Source organism: Streptomyces sp. W1SF4 (assembly GCF_003950035.1).
GTDB lineage: Bacteria > Actinomycetota > Actinomycetes > Streptomycetales > Streptomycetaceae > Streptomyces > Streptomyces racemochromogenes.
The window spans coordinates 683,141-708,016 of the sequence record NZ_CP034350.1; the positions used below are offsets into that span (position 1 = coordinate 683,141).

General features: G+C 75.7%; 20 protein-coding genes. 11 read left to right on the plus strand and 9 right to left on the minus strand.

The window, feature by feature from the left end:
• Positions 1-101 precede the first annotated feature (101 nt).
• The 8 genes from D1J60_RS03355 to D1J60_RS03390 all read left to right on the plus strand — a co-directional run bounded on the left by D1J60_RS03355 (position 102) and on the right by D1J60_RS03390 (position 10,724).
• Positions 102-1,256, plus strand: a complete 1,155-nt coding sequence (locus D1J60_RS03355; RefSeq protein WP_125820063.1) for an AAA family ATPase — start codon at positions 102-104, stop codon at positions 1,254-1,256.
• Positions 1,253-4,792 carry a DUF5682 family protein gene (locus tag D1J60_RS03360; RefSeq protein ID WP_125820064.1) on the plus strand — a complete coding sequence of 1,180 codons (3,540 nt, stop codon included), beginning with the start codon at positions 1,253-1,255 and terminating at the stop codon, positions 4,790-4,792. The genes D1J60_RS03355 and D1J60_RS03360 overlap by 4 nt, the downstream gene beginning before the upstream one ends.
• Complete coding sequence (locus D1J60_RS03365) at positions 4,789-6,720, plus strand: hypothetical protein (RefSeq protein ID WP_125820065.1); 1,932 nt, start codon at positions 4,789-4,791, stop codon at positions 6,718-6,720. The genes D1J60_RS03360 and D1J60_RS03365 overlap by 4 nt, the downstream gene beginning before the upstream one ends.
• A 211-nt stretch (positions 6,721-6,931) precedes the next feature.
• Entirely contained in the window at positions 6,932-7,984 is a 1,053-nt protein-coding gene (locus tag D1J60_RS03370) for an aldo/keto reductase (RefSeq protein ID WP_125820066.1), read from the plus strand.
• 92 nt (positions 7,985-8,076) lie between these two features.
• Complete coding sequence (locus D1J60_RS03375) at positions 8,077-8,826, plus strand: HNH endonuclease family protein (protein WP_241253119.1); 750 nt, start codon at positions 8,077-8,079, stop codon at positions 8,824-8,826.
• Positions 8,823-9,098, plus strand: a complete 276-nt coding sequence (locus tag D1J60_RS03380) for a hypothetical protein (protein WP_125820067.1) — start codon at positions 8,823-8,825, stop codon at positions 9,096-9,098. The genes D1J60_RS03375 and D1J60_RS03380 overlap by 4 nt, the downstream gene beginning before the upstream one ends.
• Positions 9,099-9,211: 113 nt before the next feature.
• Positions 9,212-9,625, plus strand: a complete 414-nt coding sequence (locus D1J60_RS03385) for a rodlin (RefSeq protein WP_125820068.1) — start codon at positions 9,212-9,214, stop codon at positions 9,623-9,625.
• A 178-nt stretch (positions 9,626-9,803) separates the two neighbouring features.
• Positions 9,804-10,724 (plus strand): glycoside hydrolase family 19 protein, encoded by a 921-nt coding sequence (locus D1J60_RS03390; RefSeq protein WP_125820069.1) that lies wholly within the window; start codon positions 9,804-9,806, stop codon positions 10,722-10,724.
• Between the two features lie 18 nt (positions 10,725-10,742).
• On the opposite strand, the gene D1J60_RS03395 is transcribed toward D1J60_RS03390, so the two are convergent.
• The 3 genes from D1J60_RS03395 to D1J60_RS03405 form a co-directional block, all read right to left on the minus strand.
• A complete protein-coding gene (locus tag D1J60_RS03395) occupies positions 10,743-13,496 on the minus strand; it encodes an AAA family ATPase (RefSeq protein WP_206436470.1) in 2,754 nt (917 codons plus the stop codon).
• Between the two features lie 238 nt (positions 13,497-13,734).
• Positions 13,735-15,510 (minus strand): S8 family serine peptidase, encoded by a 1,776-nt coding sequence (locus D1J60_RS03400; protein ID WP_206436623.1) that lies wholly within the window; start codon positions 15,508-15,510, stop codon positions 13,735-13,737.
• Between the two features lie 487 nt (positions 15,511-15,997).
• Positions 15,998-16,732, minus strand: a complete 735-nt coding sequence (locus D1J60_RS03405) for a DUF1838 family protein (protein WP_125820071.1) — start codon at positions 16,730-16,732, stop codon at positions 15,998-16,000.
• Between the two features lie 260 nt (positions 16,733-16,992).
• On the opposite strand from D1J60_RS03405, the gene D1J60_RS03410 reads away from it, so the two are divergent.
• The 3 genes from D1J60_RS03410 (at position 16,993) to D1J60_RS03420 (ending at position 19,393) form a co-directional block, all read left to right on the plus strand.
• Positions 16,993-17,970, plus strand: coding sequence for a DUF1996 domain-containing protein (locus tag D1J60_RS03410; protein WP_125820072.1), 978 nt, complete (start codon positions 16,993-16,995; stop codon positions 17,968-17,970).
• Between the two features lie 92 nt (positions 17,971-18,062).
• On the plus strand, positions 18,063-18,665 hold the full coding sequence (locus D1J60_RS03415; protein ID WP_206436471.1) for a sigma-70 family RNA polymerase sigma factor: 603 nt from the start codon (positions 18,063-18,065) through the stop codon (positions 18,663-18,665).
• A complete protein-coding gene (locus D1J60_RS03420; RefSeq protein ID WP_125603454.1) occupies positions 18,662-19,393 on the plus strand; it encodes a zf-HC2 domain-containing protein in 732 nt (243 codons plus the stop codon). The genes D1J60_RS03415 and D1J60_RS03420 overlap by 4 nt, the downstream gene beginning before the upstream one ends.
• Positions 19,394-19,475: 82 nt before the next feature.
• Here the strand turns inward: D1J60_RS03420 and D1J60_RS03425 are convergent, their stop codons facing one another.
• From D1J60_RS03425 to D1J60_RS03450, 6 genes are read right to left on the minus strand one after another with little or no spacing between them, the layout of a single operon-like run.
• Positions 19,476-20,714 (minus strand): cytochrome P450, encoded by a 1,239-nt coding sequence (locus D1J60_RS03425; protein ID WP_206436472.1) that lies wholly within the window; start codon positions 20,712-20,714, stop codon positions 19,476-19,478.
• On the minus strand, positions 20,711-21,940 hold the full coding sequence (locus tag D1J60_RS03430) for a cytochrome P450 (RefSeq protein WP_125820073.1): 1,230 nt from the start codon (positions 21,938-21,940) through the stop codon (positions 20,711-20,713). Before D1J60_RS03430 ends, D1J60_RS03425 begins: the two co-directional genes overlap by 4 nt.
• Entirely contained in the window at positions 21,937-22,584 is a 648-nt protein-coding gene (locus tag D1J60_RS03435; RefSeq protein ID WP_125604691.1) for an ATP/GTP-binding protein, read from the minus strand. Before D1J60_RS03435 ends, D1J60_RS03430 begins: the two co-directional genes overlap by 4 nt.
• Entirely contained in the window at positions 22,565-22,921 is a 357-nt protein-coding gene (locus D1J60_RS03440) for a DUF742 domain-containing protein (RefSeq protein ID WP_125604693.1), read from the minus strand. The genes D1J60_RS03435 and D1J60_RS03440 overlap by 20 nt, the downstream gene beginning before the upstream one ends.
• A complete protein-coding gene (locus D1J60_RS03445) occupies positions 22,918-23,319 on the minus strand; it encodes a roadblock/LC7 domain-containing protein (protein WP_125820074.1) in 402 nt (133 codons plus the stop codon). The genes D1J60_RS03440 and D1J60_RS03445 overlap by 4 nt, the downstream gene beginning before the upstream one ends.
• On the minus strand, positions 23,316-24,875 hold the full coding sequence (locus tag D1J60_RS03450; protein ID WP_125820075.1) for an ATP-binding protein: 1,560 nt from the start codon (positions 24,873-24,875) through the stop codon (positions 23,316-23,318). Before D1J60_RS03450 ends, D1J60_RS03445 begins: the two co-directional genes overlap by 4 nt.
• Position 24,876 lies beyond the last annotated feature (1 nt).

A 24,876-nucleotide genomic window follows, 5' to 3' on the forward strand; every position in this document is an offset into this window, starting at 1 on the left:
CCGCACCTGGGCACTCGTGAACTCCCGCACTCGTGAACCTCTGAACTTCTGCACTTCTGCATGCACTTCCGCACTTCTGACAGTTGAAGGACCGATACCCCATGACCGTCACCGAACAGTCCGCCCCGGCCCGGCAGGCGATGCCCGCCGAGGAGCGGTACGCCGCCGAACTCGCCTTCCTCGCCGCCCAGGACCCCGGCCCCCGCCCTCCCGGCTGGGCGCTCACCCCGCGCGCGGTGGTGACCTTCGTGTGCGGCAGCGCGGGCGAGCAGCTGGCCCTGCCCGAGCGTCGTGCCGGGCTCCCGTCGAAGCTGGTGATCGCCCCGAAGTTCGTCGGCGAACGCGCCCTGGTGGAACGCTGCGTGGTCACCCTGGCCGGGGAGCGCGGCCTGCTCCTCACCGGCGAGCCGGGCACCGCCAAGTCGATGCTGTCCGAGCTGCTGGCGGCCGCCGTGTGCGGCACCAGCGAGCTCACCGTCCAGGGCACCGCCGGCACCACCGAGGACGCCTTCCGCTACGGCTGGAACTACGCGCTGCTGCTCGCCCAGGGCCCCACCCCACAGGCCCTGGTCGACTCCCCCGTGCTCAGCGCGATGCGGACGGGCCGGGTGGCACGGGTCGAGGAGATCACCCGCTGCCTGCCCGAGGTGCAGGACGCGCTCGTGTCGATCCTGTCCGACCGGCGGGTCAGCGTGCCCGAACTGACCGCCACCGAGGACGCGGTGGTCAGCGCCGTCCCCGGTTTCACCGTCATCGCCACCGCCAACCTGCGTGACCGGGGCGTCTCGGAGATGTCCGCCGCCCTCAAGCGGCGCTTCAACTTCGAGACCGTCGGCCCGATCGCCGACCCGGACGCCGAGACCGAGCTGATCCGGCGGCAGGCCGGCGCCGCCGTCCAGCGGGCCGGCGCCGCCTTCGGGGTCGACGACTGCGTACTCGACGCGCTCGTCACCGTCTTCCGGGACCTGCGCTCGGGGCGCAGCGCCGAGGGCTGGGACGTGGAGCGGCCCGGCACGGTCATGTCCACCGCCGAGGCCGTCCAGGTGGCGGCTTCCCTGGGGGTGTCCGCCGCGTACCTGCCGGGCGGTGACGTGCTGGACCTGCTGCCGGGCCACCTGCTGGGCGTGGTGCGCAAGGACGACCCCGCCGACCACGGGCGGCTCCTCGGCTACTGGGACGGCCCGGTCCGCCGCCGCGCCGAGGACGGCTCGGCGACCTGGCGCCGGCTGTGGGACCTGCGCGGGAGCCTGCGTTGACGCTCACCGCCGAACCGCGGGCGGCGGTCGAGGAACTGGCCGCCTGCCGCGAGCCGTACCTGCTGGGGGTGCGCCACCACAGTCCCGCACTGGCCGCGGTGGTGCCCGCGCTGCTGGACGCGGCGGACCCCGAGGTCGTCTGCGTGGAGCTGCCGGCCGAGTTCCGGCCGTGGCTGCCCCACCTGGCCGACCCCGAGACCGTGGCGCCGGTGGCCCTGGCGGGCCTGGGGGACGGAGGCCGCCTCGCCTTCTACCCGTTCGCGGACTTCTCCCCCGAGCTGGCGGCGATCCGCTGGGCGTACGGGCGCGGCGTGGAGGTCGTCTGCTGCGACCTGCCGCTGTCCGACCGGGGCTGGACGCCGGAGCCCGCGACGGCCGTCCCCGGCCCGTCGGGGGGCCGCGACTACGCCGGCGCGCTCGCCGCGTCGGGGACCGGGCGCGAGGGCGACGACCTGTGGGACCGGGCCGTCGAGGTCCTGGCCCCGGGCTGCTCCCCCGAGGCCGTACGCCGCGCCGCGCTCGGCGTCGGCTGGGCGCTGCGGGCCGATGCGGGCGCGGTGGCGGCGGTGGACCTGGCGCGGGAGGCCCACATGCGGGGCGTGCTCGCGCGGTTCGCCGGCCGCCGGGTCGCCGCCGTGATCGGCGCCTTCCACGCCCCCGCCCTCCTTGCTCACGCGGGGCCGGAACACGAGGCCGGGGACGGGGCCGGGGACGGGGCCGGGGACGGGAACGGGTTCCGGTTCGGGGACGGGTGCGAGCCCGAAGCCGGGGGCTTCGTCACCTCGTTCGTGGCGTACTCCCATGACCTGCTCGACTCCCGCTCCGGCTACCCCGCCGGCATCCGCGACCCGCTGTGGCAGCAGGCCGTCTTCGAGGCGGGCGGGGACCCGGAGCGGCTGCGGGAGGCGGCCGCGGCCGCCCTCGTCCGGCTGTGCCGGGAGCTGCGCCGCGCCGGGCACACGGCGGGCACCGGGGAGGCGGCCGAGACGCTGCGGCTGGCCTGCGACCTGGCGGTGCTGCGGGGGCTGCCCGCGCCCGGCCGGGGCGAACTGCTGGAGGCCGTCACCACGGTTCTCGGGCAGGGCGAACCCCTGGGCCGGGGACGGGCCCTGGCCCGCGCCCTGGAGGCCGTGTTCGTCGGCACGGGCCGCGGCCGGACCACCCCGCACGCCCCCCGTTCCGGGCTCGGCCCCTCCGTGGAGGCCGAGCTGGCCGCGCTGCGGCTGCCGGGTCCCGGGGACCCGGAGCCGCGCGAGATCCGCCTCGACCCCCTGCGCTCCGAGCTCGACGGGCGCCGGGAGGTGCTGCTGCGGCGCCTGCTGGTCTGCGGGGCGTCCTACGCGGAGCCCCTCGGCACCGCCGCCACCGGCGACGGCACCGCCCTGGGGAGCAAGTGGCGGCCGGCCTGGACCCCGGCCGTCCCGGCCCGCCTTGACCTGGCGGGGGTCCGCGGCGTGAGCGCCGCCCAGGCGGCCGCCGGGACGCTGCGTGACACCGCGCGCCGCCAGGCGGCCGAAGGCGGCCCGACGGCGGCCCAGGTGCTGGCCGGGCTCGACGCGGCCGCGCGCTGCGACCTGCCCGAACTGGTCGGCGTACGCATGGAGGAGATGGCGGCCGTCCTGCCGGACACCGCCACCGTGCCGGAACTCCTGGAGGCCGTCGACCTGCTGGAGGGGCTGCGCCGCGGCCACCTGCCCGGCGCCGGGGACGCGGCGCGGGCCGCCGCCGGGGAGCTGGCCGGCGAGCTGCTCGACGCGGCCCTGCGGTCCCTGCCCGGCCTGGCCGGCAGCGACGACCCCGCCGACGCGGGCGCCCTGGTGGCCCTCGCCAACCGGGCCGCCGCCCGCCGGCTGGGGCTGCGCATGGACGCCGCCCTGGCCGAACTCGCTTCCGGTGCGGGCCCCTTGATGCGCGGTGCGGCCCTGGCCGTACGGGTGCTGCTCGACCTGGACCCGGCGGACGAGCTCGGCGCCCGCGCCGCCGCCTGGGTGGACGGGGCGGCCACCCCCGACGGCCGGCGCGCGCTGGCCCGCCGCCTCACCGGCCTGCTCACCGCCGCCGGGCCGCTGCTCGGCGCATCCCCCGCGGCCCTCACCCCGCTGCTGGACCGGGTGGACTCGCTGGCCGACGCGGCGTTCCTGGAGCGGCTGCCCGCGCTGCGCGCCGGGTTCGACGTGCTGACGCCGGCCGCCCGGGAGCGGCTGCTCGACACCGTCACCGAGCGGCTCGGCGACCGCGTCGACCTGGCGCTGGACGCGCTGCCCGCGCTGCTGGCCCTGTGGGCCGCCGCCGACGCGGCCGGGCTGGCCGCGCTGAAGGAACTGCCGCTGCCCGGTGGTCCGCCGGACGCGGCCGGCGTCCCCGCCCCCGTCGGCGCGGCGGTGGCAGCGCTCCCCGCCCGGCCGGCCGGGGAGGAACGGAGGCTGGCGCCCGCCGACCGGTGGCGGCTGCTGCTGGGCCGCCAGCGCGACCGGCTCCCGGCGGGTGCCCGGCCCTACGCCCGCGCGCTGGACGAGCTGTACGGAGCCGGGCGCGGGGAGGGCTCCGCGGACGTGGGCCGGCCCGGCTCCGGCGGCGGGGACGAGGCCTCCTTCCCGACCGCCCGGGAGTGGTCGGCGGAACTGGAGTCCCTGTTCGGGGCCGACGTGCGCGAGGAGGTGCTCGCCGACGCGGCCGGGGCGGGCCGCACCGATGTGCTGGCCCAGCTCGACCCGGCCGCGGTACGCCCCTCCGTGGAACTGCTGACCTCGGTGCTCTCGCTGGCCGGCGGCATGTCCGAGGCGCACCTGGCCCGGCTGCGGCCGCTGGTGCGGCGGCTCGTGGACGAGCTGGCCAAGGAGCTGGCCACCCGGCTGCGCCCCGCCCTGTCGGGCGTCGCCACCCCCCGCCCGACCCGCCGGCCGGGCGGCCCGCTCGACCTGGCGCGGACCCTGCGGGCGAACCTGGCGCACACCCGGCGCCTCGACGACGGCCGGGTGGTGGTGGTTCCGGAGCGTCCGGTGTTCAGCACGCGGACGTCGAAGGAGGCGGACTGGCGGCTGATCCTGGTGGTGGACGTCTCCGGGTCCATGGAGGCGTCCGTGGTCTGGTCGGCACTGACGGCGGCGGTGCTGGGCGGGGTGCCGACCCTGTCCACGCACTTCCTCGCCTTCTCCACCCAGGTCGTGGACCTCAGCGGCCGCGTCGAGGACCCCCTCTCGCTGCTGCTGGAGGTCCGGGTCGGCGGCGGTACGCACATCGCGGCGGGCCTCGCGCACGCCCGGAGCCTGATCACGGTGCCGAGCCGCACGCTGGTCGTCGTGGTCAGCGACTTCGAGGAGGGCGCCCCCCTCGGGGGACTGCTCTCCGAGGTGCGGGCGCTGGCGGCGTCCGGTGCCCATCTGCTGGGCTGCGCCGCGCTCGACGACGCGGGCACGCCCCGCTACTCGGTGCCGGTGGCGCGGCAACTCGTCGCCGCCGGGATGCCGGTGGCCGCCCTCAGCCCTCTCGCCCTGGCCCGCTGGGTGGGCGACCGACTCCGTGGGGAGCCCCGATGACCAGTACGCTGTCGCCGCCCGTCACCGCCGAGGTGGTCGCGGACGCGGTGGAGAACCTGAGCGCCCGGCTGCGCAAGAAGCTGGACGCCGCGATCGAGGGCTGCCCGGAGGGTGCCGGCGCGGACGGGGCGGTCGTGTTCCGCTTCGGCGAGGACGCGGTGGTCACCCTGCGGCCGGGGCCGTCGGGGGCGGTCACGGAGGCCGGACAGGCTGTCTGCGGCTGCCTGCTGGCGCCGCGCTGCCTGCACCGGGCGGCGGTCCTGGGGGCCGCGCCGCTGGCGGAGCCCCCGGCCGAACCGCCGGCCGGGCCCCTGGCCGGGGAAGGCCCCGGTGAACGGGACGCGTCCGGACCGGAGGCGGGTACGCCGCCCGAGGACGACGCTCCCGCGCGGACGACGGGGGCGGCGGGGGCGGCCGCGCCGCCGGGTTCCGTGCCGGATGCCACCGCCCCGGCAGCCGCTGCCGGAGCCGCTGCCGGGTCCGTTTCGGACGCCGGGGACGCGGACCGGGACGCCGGCGCCCCGCCGACGCCGGCCCAGGTGCGGGCCGGGGCCGCGCTGTGGGCCGTGTCGGCCGAGGCGCTGGCCGCCGGGGTCGTCGCCGGGGGCGCGGTGGTCCAGGCCGAACTGCTGCGCGCCGCGCACACCGCACGGCTCGCCGGGCTGCCGCGCGCGGAGGCCGCGGCGCTGCGCGTGGTACGGGGACTGCGGGCCGCTCGGGAGCGCCGGGCCGGCCAGCGGCTCGCCGACCTGGCCGCCGCCTTCTCGGAACTGCTGCGCACCGCCGCGCTGCTGGCGTCCGGGACGGGCGGGCCCGGGCTGACCGGCGGCGGCCGGCGCGCCTACACGGCCGGGGGCGGCCTGCGCGTCCACGGCCTGTGCCGGGAGCCGGTGCTCACCGCGACCGGCTACGGCGGCGTGGTCACCCACCTGCTCGGCGCGGACGGCGCCCGCTACACCCTGTCGGACGTCCGGCCCGGCGGGCTCGCCCGCGCGCGGGGCGCGGGTGCGGCCTCCGTGGCCCTGGGCGGTGCCGCCCTCGACCACGCGGGGCTGGCGCGCGCGGGGCTGCGCATCAGCGGGGCGACGGTCTCCGCCGACGGCCGGCTCGGTGCCGGGCGCGGGGTCCGGGCGGTGCCGGCGCCGGGCGCGGCCTGGGACGAGGAGCCGCTGGCCGCGCTGTTCGCCCGGCCGGCCGCCGAGGCCGTAAGGGAGTTGCTGGCGCGGGACGCCGAACCGGGCCTGCTGGGCTGCGACGTCCAGGTGGTCGGCGCGGCCGGCGAGCACCTGCTGGTGCGGGAGCTGCGCGCGGACGCGCCGCTGCTGCGGCTGCGCCCGGCGCATCCGCACCCGGAGCTGGCGCACACCGCCAACCTGCGCCGCCTGGCCGGGCATCCGGGGCTGGCGGTGCGCGTCCTGGGCCGCCCCGACCCGGACCGGGCCGCCACCCTGAGCCCGCTCGCGGTGGGACCGGTGCCCGGCGCGCAGTACACGCTGCGCCTGCCTCCCGAGTGGCGCGACCGGGCCGACCTGGGCTACGACCGGCTCCAGGGCAGCCACTTCCCGGACGCCGGGGCCCCCGCCGGGCCGGTGGCCGAAGGGGAGCCGGGTCCGGACGCGGTGGCCGACTCGCCGCTGTGGCGGGTGCGCCGGCTGCTGGAGACGGGCGTGGCGGGCGGGCGTCGGGCGGTGGCGGAGACGGGCCGGGTCCCGGAGCCGCTCGCGGCGTACGGACCGCTGCGCCGGGCCGGGTTCGGGGCGGCGGCCGACCTGGCCGGCGCGCTCGTCGCGGAGGCCGGCCGCCGCCCGCGCGACGCCTTCGGCCGGCTCACCGAAGCCTCGTCGGAGGGCTACGCCTGGGCGTGGCTGGCGGCGTCGGCGCACCTGGAGGCGGCCCACCGCTCGCTGGTGGCCGCCTCCTGGGCCTGACCTGGGCTCTGCCGTCACGCTCCCGTCGTCGCCCGGAGGGCGGCCCCGCGGCTGGGGGAGGGAGTTCGGCGACGGACCCCGGGGCCGGCGGCGGGAGCGGAGCGCCGCCGGGCCTGGACCCGGCGGCGCCCCCACGGATCGTGGCTTGCGCTGGAGTGCGCTCCAGCGCGTAGCTTCGTCCGCACGCACCTACCACCAAGGGGGACACCGGATGCGGTACACACTCTTCGGCAAGACCGGTCTGCGGGTCAGCGAGCTGAGCCTCGGCACCATGATGATGGGCGACGAACCGGGCCGGGGCACCGACCTGAAGACCGCCTCCCGCCTCCTCGACGCCTACGCCGACGCGGGCGGGAACTTCGTCGACACGGCGAACATCTACGGCGACGGCGGTTCGGAGCGGATCCTCGGCGAACTCCTCCAGGGACGGCGCGAGGAGTTCGTGCTGGCGACCAAGTACACCTGCGCGACCCGTGACGGCGACGTCAACGCGGCGGGCAACCACCGCAAGAGCCTGGTGCGGTCGGTGGAGGCCAGCCTGGAACGGCTGCGGACCGACCACGTCGACGTCCTGTGGGTGCACGCCCGCGACAACTTCACCCCGGTCGACGAGGTGATGCGCGCACTGGACGACCTCGTCCGCACGGGGAAGGCACTGTACGTCGGCGTCTCGGACTGGCCCGCCTGGGAGATCGCACAGGCGAACACCCTCGCCGAGCTGCGGGGCTGGTCGGCGTTCGCCGGATCGCAGCTGCGCTACAACCTGCTGGAGCGGACGCCCGAGCGTGACCTGCTGCCTCAGGCGCGGGCGTTCGACCAGGCTGTACTGGCCTGGGCACCGCTGGCGGCCGGGAAGCTCACCGGCAAGTACCGCCGGGGCGAGGGGGGCCGGCTGGACTCCTGGGACACGGCGGCGTCCCCGCAGGAGGAGGACGTCATCACCGCCGTGCTGGAGGTCGCCGAGCAGGGCGGCTGGACCCCGGCCCAGGTGGCGCTGTCCTGGCTCCTCGGGCGCCCGGGCAACATCGTTCCGATCATCGCGGCCACGCACGAGGCCCAACTCGCCGACAACCTGGGCTGTCTCGACGTCCGCCTCGACTCCGACGCCGTCGCCCGGCTCGACGAGGTGAGCGCCGTACCGCTCGGCTTCCCCCACGACTTCCTGCGGGAGCCCCAGGTCGTCAGCACCGTCCACGGCGACCGCTGGAGGCAGATCGAGGACCGCCGCAGCACCTGCCGGCGGACGGCCACCGAGGTGTGCTGACCCGGCGACCGGGGACCGGTGCGTGGTTGGATGTCCGGTTATGGGTAGTCTTCCCGGGTCAGTTCACGTAGCGTCTCGTCCGGGGTGGGGTCATGCATCGTCACACAGGTGTACGCGGCGGGGTGGTGGCCGTGGCGCTGCTGCTCGGGGTGAGCGGGTGCGGGGGGACGGGGAGTCCCGGCGACGGCAAACCGGCGCGGAAACCGGCCGGTGCCACCCCCTCCGCGCCGGCGTCGGCCCCCGCGCCCTCCCCTTCCGCGGGCGACGCCAAGCCGGCCTCCGGGGACGTGCTGCCGGGGATGGTCAGCGCGGCCGTGGCCCGGACCCAGCTCGCCTCGCTGACCACCGGCAAGCCCGGCACGATGGCCGGGTACAGCCGGGACAAGTTCACGCACTGGGCCGAGCAGGGCAACAAGTGCGACACCCGCGAGGCCGTCCTCAAGCGCGACGGGGCGGACGTCACCCAGGACTCCGAGTGCCGCGCCGTGTCGGGCAGCTGGAAGAGCCTGTACGACGGCGTCGCGGTCAACGAGGCCTCGAAGCTGGACATCGACCACATGGTGCCGCTGGCCGAGGCCTGGCGCTCCGGCGCCTCCGGGTGGGACGCGGCCAAGCGCAAGGCCTTCGCCAACGACCTGACGCGGCCGCAGCTGCTGGCCGTCTCCGCCGCGTCCAACCGCTCCAAGGGCGACCAGAGTCCCGACCTGTGGCAGCCGCCGGACAAGGCGAGCTGGTGCCAGTACGGGCGGGCCTGGACCACCGTGAAGTCCCACTACGGTCTGACCGTCACCGACGCCGAAAGGGCCATGCTCACCACCATGATCGACACCTGCGCCTCATGACGGCCCCCCGGCAGTGGCAGGACGAGGTCCTCGCGGGTCCCGGCGGCGCCATGACCGACGAGGTCGGTGTCATCACGGGCCCGCTCACCCTGCGGACCACCGGCGGGGCGGACGGCGAGGTCCGCTTCGACATCCAGTACACGGACGCGGACGAGTGGTACACGCTCACTGGCAGCCCCGTGGCCCACGGTGACCCCGCCGCCCTCCACGCGGCCGCACTGCGCGCGATCCGGTCCGGTGGCGGCGCCGTGGCCCCGTCCCCGCAGGCCTGAGGCCGGTGCGTCCCGTTGGGCCGCTCGGGTGACGGGCGATAACCCCTGGGCCGGACGGCAGTTGGGCAGTTCGTCCCGCCGGGGACAGCACATGCGACAGAAGGATCCTCACGATGCTCAAGAAGTTCATGGCCACCGCCGCCGTCACCGCCTCCGTCCTGGGGACGGGCGCCCTCGCGGCATCCCCGGCGATGGCGATCGGCAATGACAACGGGATCAACACGGTCAACGGCAACAACGCCGACCAGATCTACGGCAACCAGGAGACCTCGGGCAAGCTGAGCCCGCAGCTCTCCGCGGTCCAGGGCTCGGTGAACAAGCTCTGCATCGGCCTGCCGGCCAAGGTCAACGTCCAGTCGGTGGCCGCCCTGATCGCCAACATCGGCGTGCAGGACATCCCGATCGCGTCCAACCCGCAGAACCAGCAGTGCGCCGAGAACTCCACCCAGGCCAAGGGCGACGAGACGCTCTCGCACCTCGTGGAGAACATCCCGGTCCTGTCGGGCAACCTCTCGGCCGGCAGCTGATCCAGCGGCCCCGGAGCGGCGCGGCGGTCGGACCGTCGCGCCGCTCCGGCGTGTCCGGGGCCCGACGGCAAAGGATTTGGTCTAGACCTTGACAGGTCCAGACCACTATCGGTTCAGTGGCGGTAGTTGTCGCCCCCCACCCTCCCGCGACATCTCCCCCCACTCCAGGAGCAGTTACGTGATACGCACTCTTCGCAACCGAGCCCTCTCCCTCGCCGCGGCCGCCGCCGCGACCCTCGGCCTGGCCGTCGCCCTGCCGGCCTCCCCCGCCGCCGCGGCCCCCGCCTGCGCCGGGGCCTGGAACTCCTCCGCCGTCTACACGGGCGGCGCGAGCGCCTCGTACGGAGGCCACAACTGGCAGGCCAAGTGGTGGACCCAGGGCGAGACGCCCGGCACCACCGGCCAGTGGGGCGTCTGGTCGGACCAGGGCGCCTGCGGCGGCGGGGGCCAGGACCCCGACCCGGGCAACGGGAACCCGTCCGGCTTCGTGGTCAGCGAGGCCCAGTTCAACCAGATGTTCCCGAACCGGAACCCCTTCTACACCTACAAGGGCCTGGTGGCGGCCCTCTCCGCGTACCCCGGCTTCGCCAACACCGGCGACGACACCGTCAAGCGGCGCGAGGCGGCCGCCTTCCTCGCGAACGTCTCCCACGAGACGGGCGGGCTGGTGTACATAGTGGAGCAGAACACCGCCAACTACCCGCACTACTGCGACGCCTCCCAGCCCTACGGCTGTCCCGCCGGCCAGGCCGCCTACTACGGCCGCGGCCCGATCCAGCTCAGCTGGAACTTCAACTACAAGGCGGCGGGCGACGCCCTCGGCATCAACCTGCTCGCCAACCCCTACCTCGTGGAGCAGGACCCGGCCGTCGCGATGAAGACGGCGCTCTGGTACTGGAACACCCAGAACGGCCCCGGCACGATGACCGCGCACGCCGCCATGGTCAACGGCGCCGGCTTCGGCGAGACGATCCGCTCCATCAACGGGGCCCTGGAGTGCAACGGCGGAAACCCCGCGCAGGTGCAGAGCCGGGTGAGCAAGTACCAGAGCTTCACCCAGCTGCTGGGCGTCACCCCCGGGAACAACCTGGGCTGCTGACGCCGCGGAGGCCCCGGCTCACTGGCCGCGCAGGGCCGTGGCCAGCTGGGCGCGGGAGCGGACGTCGAGCTTCTGGTAGATCCGGGTGAGCCGGGCCTCCACCGTCTTGACGCTCAGGAAGAGCTTCGCCGCCGCCTCCTGGTTGCTGGCTCCCCCGGCGACCAGGAGGGCGAGCCGCGCCTCCGCCTCGGTCAGGGCCGCGACCCCGGGGTGCGGGCCGCAGCTCTCGGGCGCGTTCTCCCGGGCCAGGTCCAGCCAGGGCGCGGCCCCGGCGGCCTCGAACAGTTCGGCGGCGGCCCGCAGGGCGTCCCGGGCGGGGGCCCGTCGCCGCCGTCGGCGTTCCACGCGGGCCAGCGCGAGCAGGGTACGGCCGCGCTCGAGGGGCAGTCCGAAGTCGCCGAACCGCTCGGCGGTGGCCTCCAGCAGGGCGACGGCCCGCTCCGGCTCGCCCTGAGCGGACAGGCACAGCCCGCGGGCCCGGTCCAGGGCCGCGAGCACGGTGGTGCGGCCGAGGGAACGGGCGACCGGGGTGACCCGGTCCAGCAGCTCGGCGGCCTCGCCGGGCGCGTCGGCGGCGACCAGGGCCTCGGCGAGCTCCCCGTGCCAGCGCAGGACGGAGGGGTCCACGACCTGCTGGGCCTCCTCCAGGGCGGCGACCCGACTCAGGGTGGCGACCGCCCTCGCGGCCTCGCCGGTGGCGAGTTCCACCGTGCCGAGCGCGTACAGCCCCCGGGACAGGAAGACCTGGTCGCCCTCCTCCTCCGAGGCCCGGATGCCCCGGCGGGCGTACGCCGCGGCGCGGGCGAAACTGCCGGCGGCGGCCTCGGCGGTGGCGGCCACGTACCAGGCCGGCCCGGGCGAGAGGCCCGCCTCGATGGTGAGTTCCAGGGCGCGGCGGGCGTGGGCGGTGGCGCGGACGCAGCGGCCGCGGCGCAGTTCGGTCTCGGTCATGCTGCGCAGCACCTCGAAGACGTCCTCGGCGGAGCCGGTGCGCTGGACGGCGGGCAGCAGGACGAGGAGCTGGCGGCGGGCGTCGGTGAGCCGGTCGTCGAAGAGGGCGTGGCGGACGGCGAGGAACTGGGGGGCGTTGCGCATGCCGAGGGGGACCTCGGGGGCGGGCAGGGCGAGGGCCTGGGCGAGGATGTCCTCGGCGTCGGGGTCGCCGAGGATGCGGCCCATCCGGGCGCGGACGGTCAGGGCCATGGCTTCGGCGACCTGGTCTCCGCCGGCCTTCGCGAGTGCTCCGGCCTCGGCGGCGGCGTCGCGGGCGCGGACGGGGTCGCCGTCGCCGATGTTGTGCTTCCAGGCGATCCGCAGCTGGACGGCGGCCTGCAGGGAGGGGTCCCCGGCGGCGTCGGCGACGGCGTGGGCGATGGTCTCGTCGAGGTCGGCCAGGGCCTGCCCGGCGGCGTCGATCACCGCGAGCCGGGCCCGTACCCGCTGGGCGGGCGAGGCGTCCCGGGCGAGGACGGCGCGGGTGGCGCGGCGGGCGAGGTCGGCGCGGCCGGCCCAGCCGGCGTCCTCGGCGGCGCCGACGAGGCGGGCGAGTTCCTCCTGCGGGAAGGCGGCGGGGGTGCGTTCGGCGGCGAGCAGCCCGAGCTCGGCGGCGAGCGCCCGCTGGCCCCGGCGGCGGCAGGCGTCGGCGGCCCGGGTGATGTCGGCGGCGAGCCCGGCGTCGGGGGTGTCGACGGCGAGGGCGCGGTGGCGCACGGCCTGGACGGGGTCGTCGACGGCGGTGGCGAGCGCGGCGTGGCCGGCGGCCCGCTCGGGCCAGCCGGCGTCGGCGGCCAGGGCGGCCGGCAGCGCTCCGGCGGTGAAGGCGACGGCGCCGTCCTCGGCGACGGTGACCAGTGCGGCCCGTTCGGCCTGCGCGAGTTCCGCCTCGGCGTCGGGGCGTCCGGCCCGGCGGAGCAGGGCGGTGGTGGGGCGGGCGGCGAGGGCGGCGAGCAGCAGGGTCGGGCGGGTCCGGCCGGGGGCGGCGGCGAGGAGGCGGCGGGCGACCTCGCGGGCCTGGCCGGTGACGGGCAGGGTGTCGGCGTGGTGGGCGCCGCCGCCCTGGCCGGCGGCTTCGGCGAGGGAGTGGCCGAGGGCGAGGGCGAGGCGCGGGTTGCCGCCGCTGGCCTGGTGGATGCGGCCGGCCAGGCGGGCGGGCAGGCCGTGGCGGAGCAGCAGTTCGGCGACCTCGTCGGCGCCGAGCGCGGGGACGTGGACGACGGGGGTGCCGGGACCGCAGAGGGATTCGGCGACGGGCGCGGCCTGGACGCACTCGGCGGCGAGGACCCGGACGCGCGGCGGGGTCAGGCGCAGGACGAAGCGGAGCAGGTCGGTGCTCTCGGGGTCGAGCCACTGGGCGTTGTCGAGGACGAGCAGGACGGGGCCGGAGGCGGCGAGGCCGCGGAGCACTTCGACGACGGCCAGGCGCAGGGCGACGTGGTCGCGGCCGGCGCGGGGGGCGTCGGCCTCGCGGCGCAGCAGGGCGATGGCGGTGCGCTGGGGTCCGGCGAGGCGGTCGAGGGCGGTGCGGGGGACGGAGGCGAGGAGGGCCGCGGCCGCGGCCTCGGGTATCTCCCGGTCGGCGGCTTCGGGGGCGAGGTGCAGGACGGTTTCGCGCCGGCGGGCGGCGGCGGCCGCGACGGCCCGTGCCACCTCGGTCTTCCCCGACCCCGCGCAGCCCGTGAGGACGGCGCGGCCGTGCGTGGTCAGCGCGCGGTCGACCGCCTCGATGAGTGCGCCGTGTCCGACGTTGGTGTCAGCGTTCCCCGTCGCCGCCACGCACAGCCACCAGCCTTTCGCGCCCCTGCTCCTGTGCCCTTCCTGTGAGACGCGACAATACGAGGTCAGCCCCCCGACGGACCCGGATTGTGACGCAGAATTCAGTCAGGCGGCAGGAATGCGCGGCGGGTCTGCCGGTACGGGAGGTACCGGCAGACCCGCGCACTGGATTGGTCCGTACCATCGGTCCGTCAGAACGGAGTTGGGGGGCTCCGCCGGGACCGGTGCGGGACCGGGATCAGAAGCCGAGGCTCCAGGAGTCGATCTTGCCGGTGTCGCCGCCCGCGTTGTCGTTCACACGGAGCTTCCAGGTGCCGTTCGCGACCTCGGAGGAGGCGTCGACGGTGTAGGTCTGGTTGATGTTGTCCGTGCTGCCGCCGGCCCGGTTGTGCAGGGTGTAGACGGTGCCGTCGGGGGCGACCAGGTCGACCTTCAGGTCACCGATGTAGGTGTGCGCGATGTTCACGCCGACCTTGAGGGCGGCCGGGGCGTTGCCGGTCACACCGGTGACGGTGATCGGGCTCTCGACCGTGGTGTTGTCGCCGATGGCGACGTCCGCGGTGTTCTCGAAGGCCGGGGTGGGCTGGGTCGAGGTCACGGCGTTGACGGTCGCGGTGGCGTCGGCGAGGCCGGCGCCGCAGCCGCCGGTGCAGGTGCCGGCCAGCGGACGGGCGTTGGCCTTGATGGCCGCCTCGATCTGCGCCGGGGTCAGCGAGGGCTTGGCCGCGACGAGGAGGGCGGCGAGGCCCGCGACGTGCGGGGCGGCCATGCTGGTGCCCTGGTACGGCTTGTAGATCTCGGCGCCGGGGGTGGTGGTGCCGCCGTTCAGCGTGGAGAGGATGCCGTTCTCGGGGGTGGTGACGGTGCCGGGCGTGTCGGTGGCGCGGCGGGTCTCACCGCCCGGGGCGGCGACGTCGATGATCGCGCCGTAGTTGGAGTAGAAGGAGCGGTCGCCGGTGCGGTTGCTGGCGGCCACGTTGATCACGTTGTTGCAGCTGGCGGGCGAGAAGCCGGCCGCGTCCGCGTTGCTGTTGCCGGCGGCGACCACGACGGTGGTGCCGCGGGCGACGGCCGCGTTGATGGCGTTCTGGTAGCTGGTGGTGCAGGCGCCGGAGCCGCCGAGGCTCATGTTGATGACCTTGGCGGGGGTGGCGTTCGCCGGGACGCCCGCGACGGTGCCGCCGGAGGCCCAGGTGATGGCGTCGACGATGTCCGAGGTGGCGCCGCCGCACTTGCCGAGCACGCGGACGGGCTGGATCTTGGCGTTGTACGCGATGCCCGCGACGCCCTTGGCGTTGTTGGTCGCGGCGGCGATGGTGCCGGCGACGTGGGTGCCGTGCCAGGAGGAGTCGCTGGCCTTGGAGCCGGTGCCGCACTCGCCGGCCGCGCTCCAGTCGCCCTGGTCGGCCGGGTTGTTGTCGCGGCCGTTGCCGTCACGGGCGGCGGTGGAGCTGCTGATGAAGTCGTAGCCGGCGACGATGTTGGGGGCCACGTCGGAGTGGGCCACGTAGCCCGTGTCGATGACGGCGACGGTGACGCCGGAGCCGGTGGTCTTGTCCCAGGCGGCGGGCACGTTCATCCCGGCGGTGGGCTCGAAGAGGTCCCACTGCTTGGCGTACTCGGTGTCGTCCGGGGTCGCCATGGCGTAGGCGCGGGAGTCCGGCTCGACGTAGGCGACGTCCGGGTCGGCGCGGAACTGGTCCATCACCTTCGCGGCGTCGGCCGGGGCGGTCGCACCGCCGAGGTTGACGAGCGCGGCACCGGTGCCGAGACGGCGGTCGAACTTGGCCTTCTTGCCGGCCTTCTGGCCCTTGGCGGCGGCGTCGGAGGCGGCCGCGTCGTTGGAGCTGGCCTCGGACGCCGAGGACTTGTAGCCGACGATCAGGTTCTCGACCGGGGCGGCGGCCGGGGTGGCGGGGGCCGCGGCGGCCGGCAGGGTGCTGGCGGCCGGGTCGTTCGCGGCGGTCACGGCCACGGCGGAGGTGGCGGCGCCGGCGAGCAGGGTGACGGACATGGCCACGACGGATATGAGCCGACGTCTGGGTGCGTGCACGTTGTTCCCCTTTACGGGCCGGTTCCGGGCAGGCCGGAGCGGCCGGTCGGTGCAGTGTGGGAGGTGGAACCGGCGGAAGCGGGCCTGGACGGGCTGGTCGAACCCGCCCCGGCACCGCCGCGCGCCGCGTCGCCCGGCCGCAACGGCGGGGCAGGGCGACGGCGTACCCCGGCGATCAGCGCGTCCGCGGTCGTTTCACACCATGTGGGGTTGGTGCGGGGGCCGCCCGTGGCGCGGAAGATCGCCGGTGGGCAGACAGTAGGCAACGCGGGAGTGAACCCGATACGGGGAAAACCCTTGTCCGGACCCTGCGGGGCCCCTCCCCGCCCGGGGGTTACCGGGGGTCGGCGCAGGCCCGCGTGATCCGTGGGGTCAGTGGGGCCGGCGGGTCAGTGGGGCAGCGGGCCAGACTGACCAGGCGGGCCGGCGGGCCGGCAGGTCAGCCGGGTCAGCGGGGGTTGAGACGGCGGAAGTACGTCCAGCTGGACTCGTTGGGCTCGGTCCACTTCTCCGGCGCGCGGGCGAACTCCGGGTGGCGGGCCGCGATGTACGCGCGGGTGCTCTCGGGGACCTCGGCGTAGGAGGCGAGCTTCACCCCGCGGCAGTGGAAGGTCAGGCCGCCGGGGCGCTGCCCCTGCTCCATCCAGGGCAGCCAGGGGGACATCCGGGTCCACGACATGGTGGCGGGGACGCTCGGGGCGTCACCGGCCAGGGCGGCGGCCGGGGTGAAGAACTGGAAGAGTTCCAGGGCCCGGTAGGTGTCGTCGGCGGAGTTCAGCGGGTAGTCCGCGACCGGCAGCGGGGAGGGGTAGGCGAGGGGGATCTCCAGGCTGAAGCAGACCTGGTCGCCCAGTTCGGTGCGCGGGACGGGGAAGGGCCGCCACCGCTGGTTGGCCGGATCGTTCCAGACGTGGACCACGGGCTTGTCCTGCCAGGTCTCCAGGATCTCCCGAGTGGCCGGGTCGAGGTAGAAGGCCGCCTCGCGGGAGAGCATCCGGTAGCCGCCGCCCTCCTCGTCGGCCTCCAGGCGGGCCGCGTTGAGGCCCTCGAAGCCGAAGAGGCGCCGGTAGGGCTCGCCGGGGGCCCAGGAGTGGACGTCGCCGGTCCACCAGAAGACGGTCTCCTCGCCGTCGAGGGAGGCGCGGGTGCGGGCGAAGGCGTGCAGGAGCTCTTCCGGTGTCATACGAGAACTCTCGGGGGCGGGCCCGCGGCCGGACAAGAACCGGACGGGCCAACCTGGGCCGGGGGCGGCCGGGAACACCGGGACCGGGACCGCCGCCCGGACCCGGATTCCCCGGCCGGGACCGGCTCGGACGCCGGGCCCGCGCCCCGGGACCGGGGGCCGCTGAGCAGCGCACGGCGGGACACCTCCGAACGCGCGGCGCCGCCCTGGTACGGACGCCCGGTTGACGGTCCGGCGGGGCACCGACGACCGTGACCGTCATGGGGAACGGAAACCGCCTGCTGGCGCTGCTCGTCTGCCTGGTGCTCGGCGCCGGGCTGGCCGCCGCCGTGCTGGGCGCCTCTCGGGCGGCCGGGTCGCGCCACGACCCCGCCGCCGGCCGCGTGGACATCGGCCGGGTAACGCCGGACCCGGCCCCGCCGCCGGCCGGGCCCGACGCCTCCACGGGCACGGTGACGGTGGACTGCGGGCGCAACGAGGAGGGCCACTGGAACGAGGACAACCTGGTGGTCTCCCCCGGCCTGCGGGCCGGCGCCCACCACACCCACGCGTACGTCGGCAACCTGTCCACCGACGCGATGTCCACCGACGCCTCCCTGGCCGCCGCCGCCACCAGCTGCGCGGGCGGCGACCGGTCCACGTACTACTGGCCGGTCCTGCGGCGCACCGACCGCCCGGGCGACCGCGCCCACGAGGGGGCCGCCGGGCACGGCAACACCGGCGAGATCCTGCGCGAGGCATCGGTGCGCGTGGAGTTCCGGGGCAACCCCGCCGGCAAGGTGGTGCCGATGCCCCGGTTCCTGCGCGCGATGACCGGCGACGCCGTGGCGTACACGGCGGGGGCGGACGCCCGGGTCCGGGCCCGCTGGGGCTGTTCGGGCTCCCCCGACCGGTCCACGACGCACTACCCGCGCTGCCCGGCGGGCGAGCTGGTGACCCGTACGCTCGTCTTCCCCGGCTGCTGGAACGGCCTGGAGGAGGCCTCCGCCGACCACCGCTCGCACCTCGCGTTCGCCTCGGCCCAGGGGGTCTGCCCGCAGGGCACGTTCCCGATCCCCGAGCTGCGGCTGTCGCTCGCGTACGCGGTGCCGCCGCGGGTGCCGATCGCCCTCGACTCCTTCCCGGAGCAGCTGCACAGCCCGAAGACCGACCACGCGATGTTCGTCGACGTGATGACCGGGGAGCGGATGGCCGAGGTCGTGGCCTGCCTCAACGAAGGCCGGACCTGCCACATGTGAACGGGGGTGTGGCGCACGTCACATGAACCGGCGGGCCCCCAGGGGTCGTGTTCCGACCGCACGACGCAGCACGCGGCGGACGGAGAAGCTGTATGCCCGGACCACTGTGGCCCCGCAACCGGCGGGGCTCTACCGACGAGGCCCTCATCAGGGCGGTGTACGAGGAGCACGGCAACGCCCTGCTCGCCTACGCCACCCGGCTGACCGGGGACCGGGCCGCCGCCGAGGACGTCGTCCAGGAGACGCTGATCCGGGCCTGGCGGCATTCCGAGGTCCTGGTCAACGGGAAGGGCTCGGTGCGCGGCTGGCTGCTCACCGTGACCCGCAACATCATCACGGACCGGTACCGGGCCAAGGCGGCGCGGCCCCCGGAGGTCTCCGGTTCCGCGGCGGCTCCCCCCGTCGAGGGGGACCACGCGGACGCGGTGGTGGACAGCATGACGGTGCTCGGTGCCCTGGACCGGCTGTCGCCGGAACACCGGGACGTGCTGACGGAGTTGTACTACCGCCAGCACAGCGTTGCCGAGGCCGCCGACCGGCTCGGCATCCCGGCGGGCACGGTCAAGTCGCGCTCGCACTACGCGCTGAAGGCCCTGCGCGAGGTGTTCGGGGACGGCGCCGGTGACGGTGCCAGGAGGAGAGGAAGCGGCCGGCCGCCCCAGCAGCCCGGCGGACTGCGGGAGGTGGTGGCGTGAACGTTCAGCGGCACGAGGAGGAAGTGGAACTGCTCGGCCCGTACGTGCTCGGCGTCCTGGACGAGGAGGACGTGCGGGGCGTCGAGGAGCACCTCGGCGACTGCGTGCGGTGCCGGGAGGAGGTGGCCGCGTTGCGCGAGATGGAGAAGGTGCTCGGGGAGGTCCCCGAGGAGGCCTTCCTGGACGGGCCCCCGCAGGGCGGGGACCTGATGCTCCAGCGGACCCTGCGGCAGGTGCGCGGGGAGCGGGCGACGGCCGCGCGGTGGCGGGCCGGTGTGGCCGGCCTGGCCGCGGCGGCCTCGCTGGCCGCGGTGTTCTGGGCCGGGGCCCGGGTGGGCGCGGACGACGGCAGCACCGGGGCACTGCCCCCGCCGCCGTCGCCGACCGTGTCCGCGGCGCCGTCGCCGCCGGTGGCGGGGACCCGGGTGGCCTCCGCGACGGACGCGGGCACGGGCGCGCGGATGACCGTACAGCTGACGCCGGCCGCCAAGTGGGTCCGGCTGCGCGCGGCGGTGACCGGGGTGCCGGCGGGCGAGCGGTGCCGTCTGGTGGTGGTCTCCCGGGACGGTACGCGCGCCACGGCCGGCGGCTGGGTGGTGGGCACGGCGGAGCACGGCGAGGGCAAGGGCGCGTCCCTGGACGGCTCGGCGGCCGTGGACCCCTCGGACGTCAAGGAGGTCCTGGTGGTGAACGAGGCGGGCCGGACGTTCGTCTCGGTCCCGGTGTGACCTCACGGCCCGGACGTGACGGGGCCCGGGAACACGTCCAGTTCCCGGGCCCCCGCGTGCGGCCCGCTCCGAAGGAGACTGCCTAGCCGTGCAGCCGGACCGGGAGGTCGTGCAGGTCGTTCTGGGTGAGGACCGGCTTGTTGCGCAGCTCCTCGCGGGGGACGGCCAGGGTGAGGGCGGGGAAGCGGGCGTACAGGGCCGGGAGGGCCACCAGGGCTTCCAGGCGGGAGAGCGCCGCGCCGGGGCAGACGTGGGGGCCGTGGCCGAAGGCGATGTGCCGGTTCGGGGTGCGGGTGACGTCGAACCGCCCCGCGTCCTCGCCGTGCTGGGCCTCGTCGCGGCCGAGCGCGCCGAAGGAGACGATCAGGCCCTCGCCCGCAGGGAGGACCCGGTCTCCGACCTCGATGTCCTCGGTGGCGAAGCGGATCAGGACGTGCGAGGTGGGGGTGGACCAGCGCAGGGTCTCCTCGATGACGTTCTCCCAGGGGACCTCCCCCTTCAGGACGAGGGCCCGCTGCTCGGGGTGGGTCTCCAGGGCGACGACGGCGTTGACGATCAGGCTGATGGTGGTCTCGTGTCCGGCGGCGACCATCAGCTGGAGGGTGTTGGTGATCTCCTCGGTGGTGAGGTGGTCGCCGTCCTCGGAGGCGGCGATCAGCGCGCTGGTGAGGTCGTCGCCGGGGGCGGTCCGCTTGGACTCAACGATCCGGGAGAAGAGCGCGCCGAGGTCCGCCATCATCTGGGGGACCTCCTCGGGGAGGGTCTGGGTGGAGAAGAACTTCTCGAAGAGGGCCTTCAGGCGCGGGTGTTCGGCGGCGTCGACGCCCATCAGCTCGCTGATGACGTTCATCGGCAGCGGGTAGGCGAAGTGCGCCTTGAGGTCGACCGTCCCGTCGGCCGGAAGGGCGGCCAGGCCGTCGAGCGAGCGAATGGTGAGGGCCTCGATGCCGGCGCGCAGCTTCTCCACCCGGCGGGCGGTCAGGGCCTGGGCGACGAGGGTGCGCAGCCGGCGGTGTTCGTCGCCGTCGACGGTCAGCATGGAGCGGCCGGGGTTGGCGAGGCCTATGAGCGGCCAGTCGAGGGGGATCTCGCCGCGCTGCCAGGCGCCCCACACGTTGATGTCCTTGACGACGCGGGGGTCGGTGAGGAGCTTGCGGGCCTCGGCGTGGTGCGTGACGGCGTACACGGCGACGCCGCCGGGGAGGACGACGCGGGCCAGCGGGCCGGCGGCGCGCAGGGCGGCGCTCTCGGCGTCGAGGTCGGTGACGAAGGGGTCGAGGGTGAGCGGGGCGGGGCCGGTGTGGTCGATCGGGCAGGTCACGGGGTGGCTCCAAGCGCGGGGGTCGGGGTGTAGGTCACGGGGAGGGCGCTGAGGCCGCGCAGCCAGGGCGACGGGCGCCGGGTGAGTTCGGCGGCCGGCCCGGCGAGGTCGACGTCGGGGAGGCGGTCGAGGAGGACCTCAATGCCGGTCCGGGCGATGGCCTCGGCGACCTCCTGGGCCGGGAAGGGGCAGCGGTGCTCCCCGTGGCCGAAGGAGAAGAAGGCGTTGTTGCCGCCGGTGAGGGCGCCGGCGTCGGTGCGCACGTGCGGGTCCCCGTTGGCGGCGGCCAGGCCCAGCAGGACCAGGTCTCCGCCGGCGATGCGCCGGCCGCCCAGGTGGGTGTCCCGGGTGGTCCAGCGGCCGGCGACGTTCTGGGTCGGGGTGTCCTCCCAGAGCACTTCGTTCATGGCCTCGCCGACGCTGTGCCGGCCGCCCGCCAGGGAGGCGGCGAAGCGGTCGTCGGTGAGCATCAGGCGCAGTGAGTTGCCGATCCAGTCGGCGGTGGGCTGGTGGCCGGCGGCCATCATCACCATCAGGTCCTGGGCGATCTCGTCGACGGTGAACCCGGCGGTGTTGGCCAGCATGCGGGAGGCGACGTCGGGGCCGGGCTCGGCGGACTTGGCGGCGAGGAGCGCGTACATGGACTCGGCGAGGTGGCGCTGGCCGTCGAGGGCGCCCTCCCGGCCGTTGATCATGTCGTTCATGGCGGTGACGAGGCCCGGGCCCTGCTCGTCGGAGAAGCCGTAGATGCGGGCGAGGACGCGCAGGGGCAGGAGCATCGCGTACTCGCCGACGATGTCGCAGCTGCCCCTGGAGCAGAGCCCGTCGATCAGCTCGTCGGCGAAGCGTTCGGCGTGGCCCTTGAGTTCGAAGGGGTCGACGGACTCCAGCGCGCCGGAGATGACGGCGGCGCGCTCGCGGTGGCGTTCGCCGACGGTGTAGAGGATGGACGGCTGCTTGCGGCCGATCATCGGGAGCAGCGGCCAGTCGGCGGGGATGCGGTCCCACTGGTTCCACAGGTCGGAGTCGCGGGAGAAGAGCTGGGGGTCGCTGGTGACCTGGTGCAGTTCGCGGTAGCCGAGGACCAGCCAGGCCGGCACGTCGCCGTCGAGGACGACCGGGGCCACGGGGCCGTGGTCGCGGCGCATCTCCCGGTACAGCTCGGCGGGGTCGCTGTGGAAGCGCGGGCCGCCGAGGTAGACGGGCTGCGGCTCGGGGGTGGTCACGGGGTGGGCTCCGGGATGGGGTGCGGGACGGCGTCCGGCCGGTCGGACCGGTGGCTGTGGAGGTGCTGGAGGTGCTGGACGAGCGAGATGAGCACCTGCTTGCTGGACGCGCGGGACCGGGCGTCGCAGAACAGCAGGGGCACCGCGGAGGGGAGGTCGAGGGCGGTGCGGATCTGCTCGGGGGTGTGGGCGGGCCCGCCGAAGTCGTTGCAGGCGACGACGAAGGGGGTGCCGTGGTGTTCGAGGCGGTCGATGGCGTACCAGGAGTCCGCGAGGCGGCGGGTGTCGACGAGGACGACCGCCCCCAGGGTGCCGGAGAAGAGCCGGTCCCACAGGAACCAGAACCGCTCCTGGCCGGGGGCGCCGAACAGGTAGAGCACGTTGTGGGCGTCGAGGGTGATCCGGCCGAAGTCGAAGGCGACGGTGGTGGCGGTCTTGGCGCCGATGCCGTCGGTGTCGTCGACGGCCTCGCCGGCCTTGGTCATCGTCTCCTCGGTGTTCAGCGGGCGGATCTCGCTGACCGAGCGGACCATGGTGGTCTTGCCGACGCCGAAACCGCCCACGATCACGATCTTGAGGCCGTTGTCGGCGGTGCTGCTGAGGTTCTGCCGGGGCTCGCCCGGGTCAGAGGTTGCGGAGTCCAACGAGCACCTGCTCCAGGATGTCGGGGTCGGGAAGGCGGTACGTCGTGACGCGCGGGTGCCGGGCGCTGACGCGCCCGGCTGCGAGGAGGTCGGCCAGGAGGATCCGTACGATCGAGACGGGCAGGCCCAGTTCGGCCGCGACCTCCACGACGGCGGTCGGGTAGCGGCACATCCGCAGGATCGCCGCGTGCTCGGACTGGATGCCGGGGACCGGGTCGCATTCGGCGACGATCAGGGTCACCAGGTCGAACGCGTCGCTCCCGGAGCTGCTGCGGCCGCCGGTGAGGGTGTACAGCCGGTCCGGGGTGTCGTCCCGGCCCGGCCTGACGCGGCTCATCCCCGGGGCCGGGCGATCAGGTGCTCGCTCAGCTGCTCCACCAGCTCGGACATGTTGTGGCCGACGAGGCCCGCGTCGGCGTCCTCGGCGGCGACGAGCGCGAGGTGCGCACCCTCGCCGGCCTCGACGATGAAGAGGATCCCGCCGTAGAACTCGGCCATGGCGGAGCGGACCCCACCGGTGCCGTCGCCGAACTCGATGGACGCCCCGTGGGACAGGCTCTGGATGCCGGCGGAGATCGCGGCGAGCTGGTCGGCCTGGTCGACGGACAGCTCAGGGGTGCGGCACAGCTTGAGGCCGTCGCGGGAGAGCACGAGGGCGTGCCGGGCGCCGGGGGTGCGCTCCAGGAGTCCTTCCAGGAGCCAGCTGAGCGTCTCGTCGGTGGTGGGGCCGGTCATGGGGTGTCGTTGCCTTCCGGGTGCGGGGGGTTCGTGGGCTGCTGCGGCGCGGGGGCCGCGGTGCCGCGTACGGCTTGGCGGAAGCTGCCGAAGCGGGCGGCGGACCGGGACGCGCCGCCGGGGGCGGCCTGGGTACGGGCCGCCGCGCTCGCGGCGTCGGGACCTTCGGGGTGGGCGGCGGCCAGGGTCCGGCCGCGCCGCCGCTGGGGCAGTCCGCTCTCGCCGAGCACCGGGTTCGGGCCGGTGGTCTCGGACTCCCCGGATTCTACGGGGGTGTCGTGGACGGGCTCGGCCTCGGTCCGCCGCGCCGCGGCGGCCGCCGGGGCAGGAGCCGGGGCGGGGGCGGGGACGGGGACGGACTGGGGGGCCGTCAGGAGGGCCGGGGCGGGGACGGGTTCGGCCGGGGCGTGGCTGATCAGCTCTTCCGGGATCATCATCAGCGCACCGGTGCCACCGCGCGCGGAGGGGCGGAAGGAGACGGTCAGGCCGTGCTTGCGGGCGAGGCGGCCGACGACGGCGAGGCCGAGGCGGGTGCCGGAGAGCCCGGCGAGGTCCAGGGACTCGGCGGTCACGGCCTGTTCGGCGCGGCGCAGCTGGACCTCGCTCATGACCAGGCCGCTGTCCTCGACGGTGATGACGACCCCGGCCGGCACCTCCTCCACGTAGACGTGGACTTCGGCGGTCGGCGGCGAGAAGTTGGCCGCGTTGTCGAGGAGTTCGGCGAGGGCGTGCATGACGCCTTCGGCGGCGTGCCCGGCGACGGCGGCTTCGCTGGTGAAGTGCAGCCGGACGCGCTGGTAGCCGCCGATGCGGCCCATGGCGCCGCGCAGGATGGACTCCATGACGATGGGCTTGGCCCAGCGGCGGCCGGAGCGGGCTCCGGTGAGGACGGCGATGGAGTCGGCGAGGCGGCCCGCCTGGGCGGTGCGGTGGTCGAGGTGGAGCAGGTCGCCGAGGACTTCCTCGTCGGCGTGCTTGTGCTCCATCTCCCGCAGGTCGGCCAGCATTCCGGTGGCGAGGGCCTGCATCCGGCCGGCCGCGTTGGCGGCGGCGGCCATGGCGGCGGCCCGGCCCGAGCGGGCGCGGCGCAGTTCCTCGCCGAGCCGTTCGCGGGTGGCCTGCTGGGCGGTGGCGAGCCGGTCCAGTTCGGCGGCGTGGGCGGTGGTGAGGTGGTGCAGTTCGGCGGCGTGGGCCGTCGTCAGGCGTTCCACCTCGGCGGCGTGGGCGGTGGTGAGCCGGGTGTGGTCGGCGGTGCGGGCCGCCGCGTCACGGGCGCCGTCGGCCGTCAGCCGGGCGATGTAGGCCTCGCGGGTGTGGAGTTCGCCGGTCAGGTGGGAGAGCCGGCCGCGCAGCTCGCGGGCGCTGCGCGCCCACCAGGTGACGGCGCCGGCGGCGACCGCGAGCAGCAGCGAGCCGGAGAAGGAGAACCAGGCGAGGGGGGTTTGCACGGCCGACGGGGCCGCGGCCACCGCCGCCGTGGACAGAGCACCCGCGGCCGCTGCCGTGACGAGCAGGGCGAGCGCGGAGGGGCGGAGGGGGGAGGGCGGCGCCGTCATC

Coding starts and splice junctions, on each gene's coding strand:
- D1J60_RS03405 (WP_125820071.1), bottom strand. CDS start 16,732: ATGACACCGGAAGAGCTCCTGCACGCCTTCGCCCGCACCCGCGCCTCC.
- D1J60_RS03370 (WP_125820066.1), top strand. CDS start 6,932: ATGCGGTACACACTCTTCGGCAAGACCGGTCTGCGGGTCAGCGAGCTG.
- D1J60_RS03440 (WP_125604693.1), bottom strand. CDS start 22,921: ATGAGCCGCGTCAGGCCGGGCCGGGACGACACCCCGGACCGGCTGTAC.
- D1J60_RS03400 (WP_206436623.1), bottom strand. CDS start 15,510: ATGTCCGTCACCCTGCTCGCCGGCGCCGCCACCTCCGCCGTGGCCGTG.
- D1J60_RS03450 (WP_125820075.1), bottom strand. CDS start 24,875: ATGACGGCGCCGCCCTCCCCCCTCCGCCCCTCCGCGCTCGCCCTGCTC.
- D1J60_RS03385 (WP_125820068.1), top strand. CDS start 9,212: ATGCTCAAGAAGTTCATGGCCACCGCCGCCGTCACCGCCTCCGTCCTG.
- D1J60_RS03365 (WP_125820065.1), top strand. CDS start 4,789: ATGACCAGTACGCTGTCGCCGCCCGTCACCGCCGAGGTGGTCGCGGAC.
- D1J60_RS03445 (WP_125820074.1), bottom strand. CDS start 23,319: ATGACCGGCCCCACCACCGACGAGACGCTCAGCTGGCTCCTGGAAGGA.
- D1J60_RS03415 (WP_206436471.1), top strand. CDS start 18,063: ATGCCCGGACCACTGTGGCCCCGCAACCGGCGGGGCTCTACCGACGAG.
- D1J60_RS03380 (WP_125820067.1), top strand. CDS start 8,823: ATGACGGCCCCCCGGCAGTGGCAGGACGAGGTCCTCGCGGGTCCCGGC.
- D1J60_RS03375 (WP_241253119.1), top strand. CDS start 8,077: ATGCATCGTCACACAGGTGTACGCGGCGGGGTGGTGGCCGTGGCGCTG.
- D1J60_RS03355 (WP_125820063.1), top strand. CDS start 102: ATGACCGTCACCGAACAGTCCGCCCCGGCCCGGCAGGCGATGCCCGCC.
- D1J60_RS03410 (WP_125820072.1), top strand. CDS start 16,993: ATGGGGAACGGAAACCGCCTGCTGGCGCTGCTCGTCTGCCTGGTGCTC.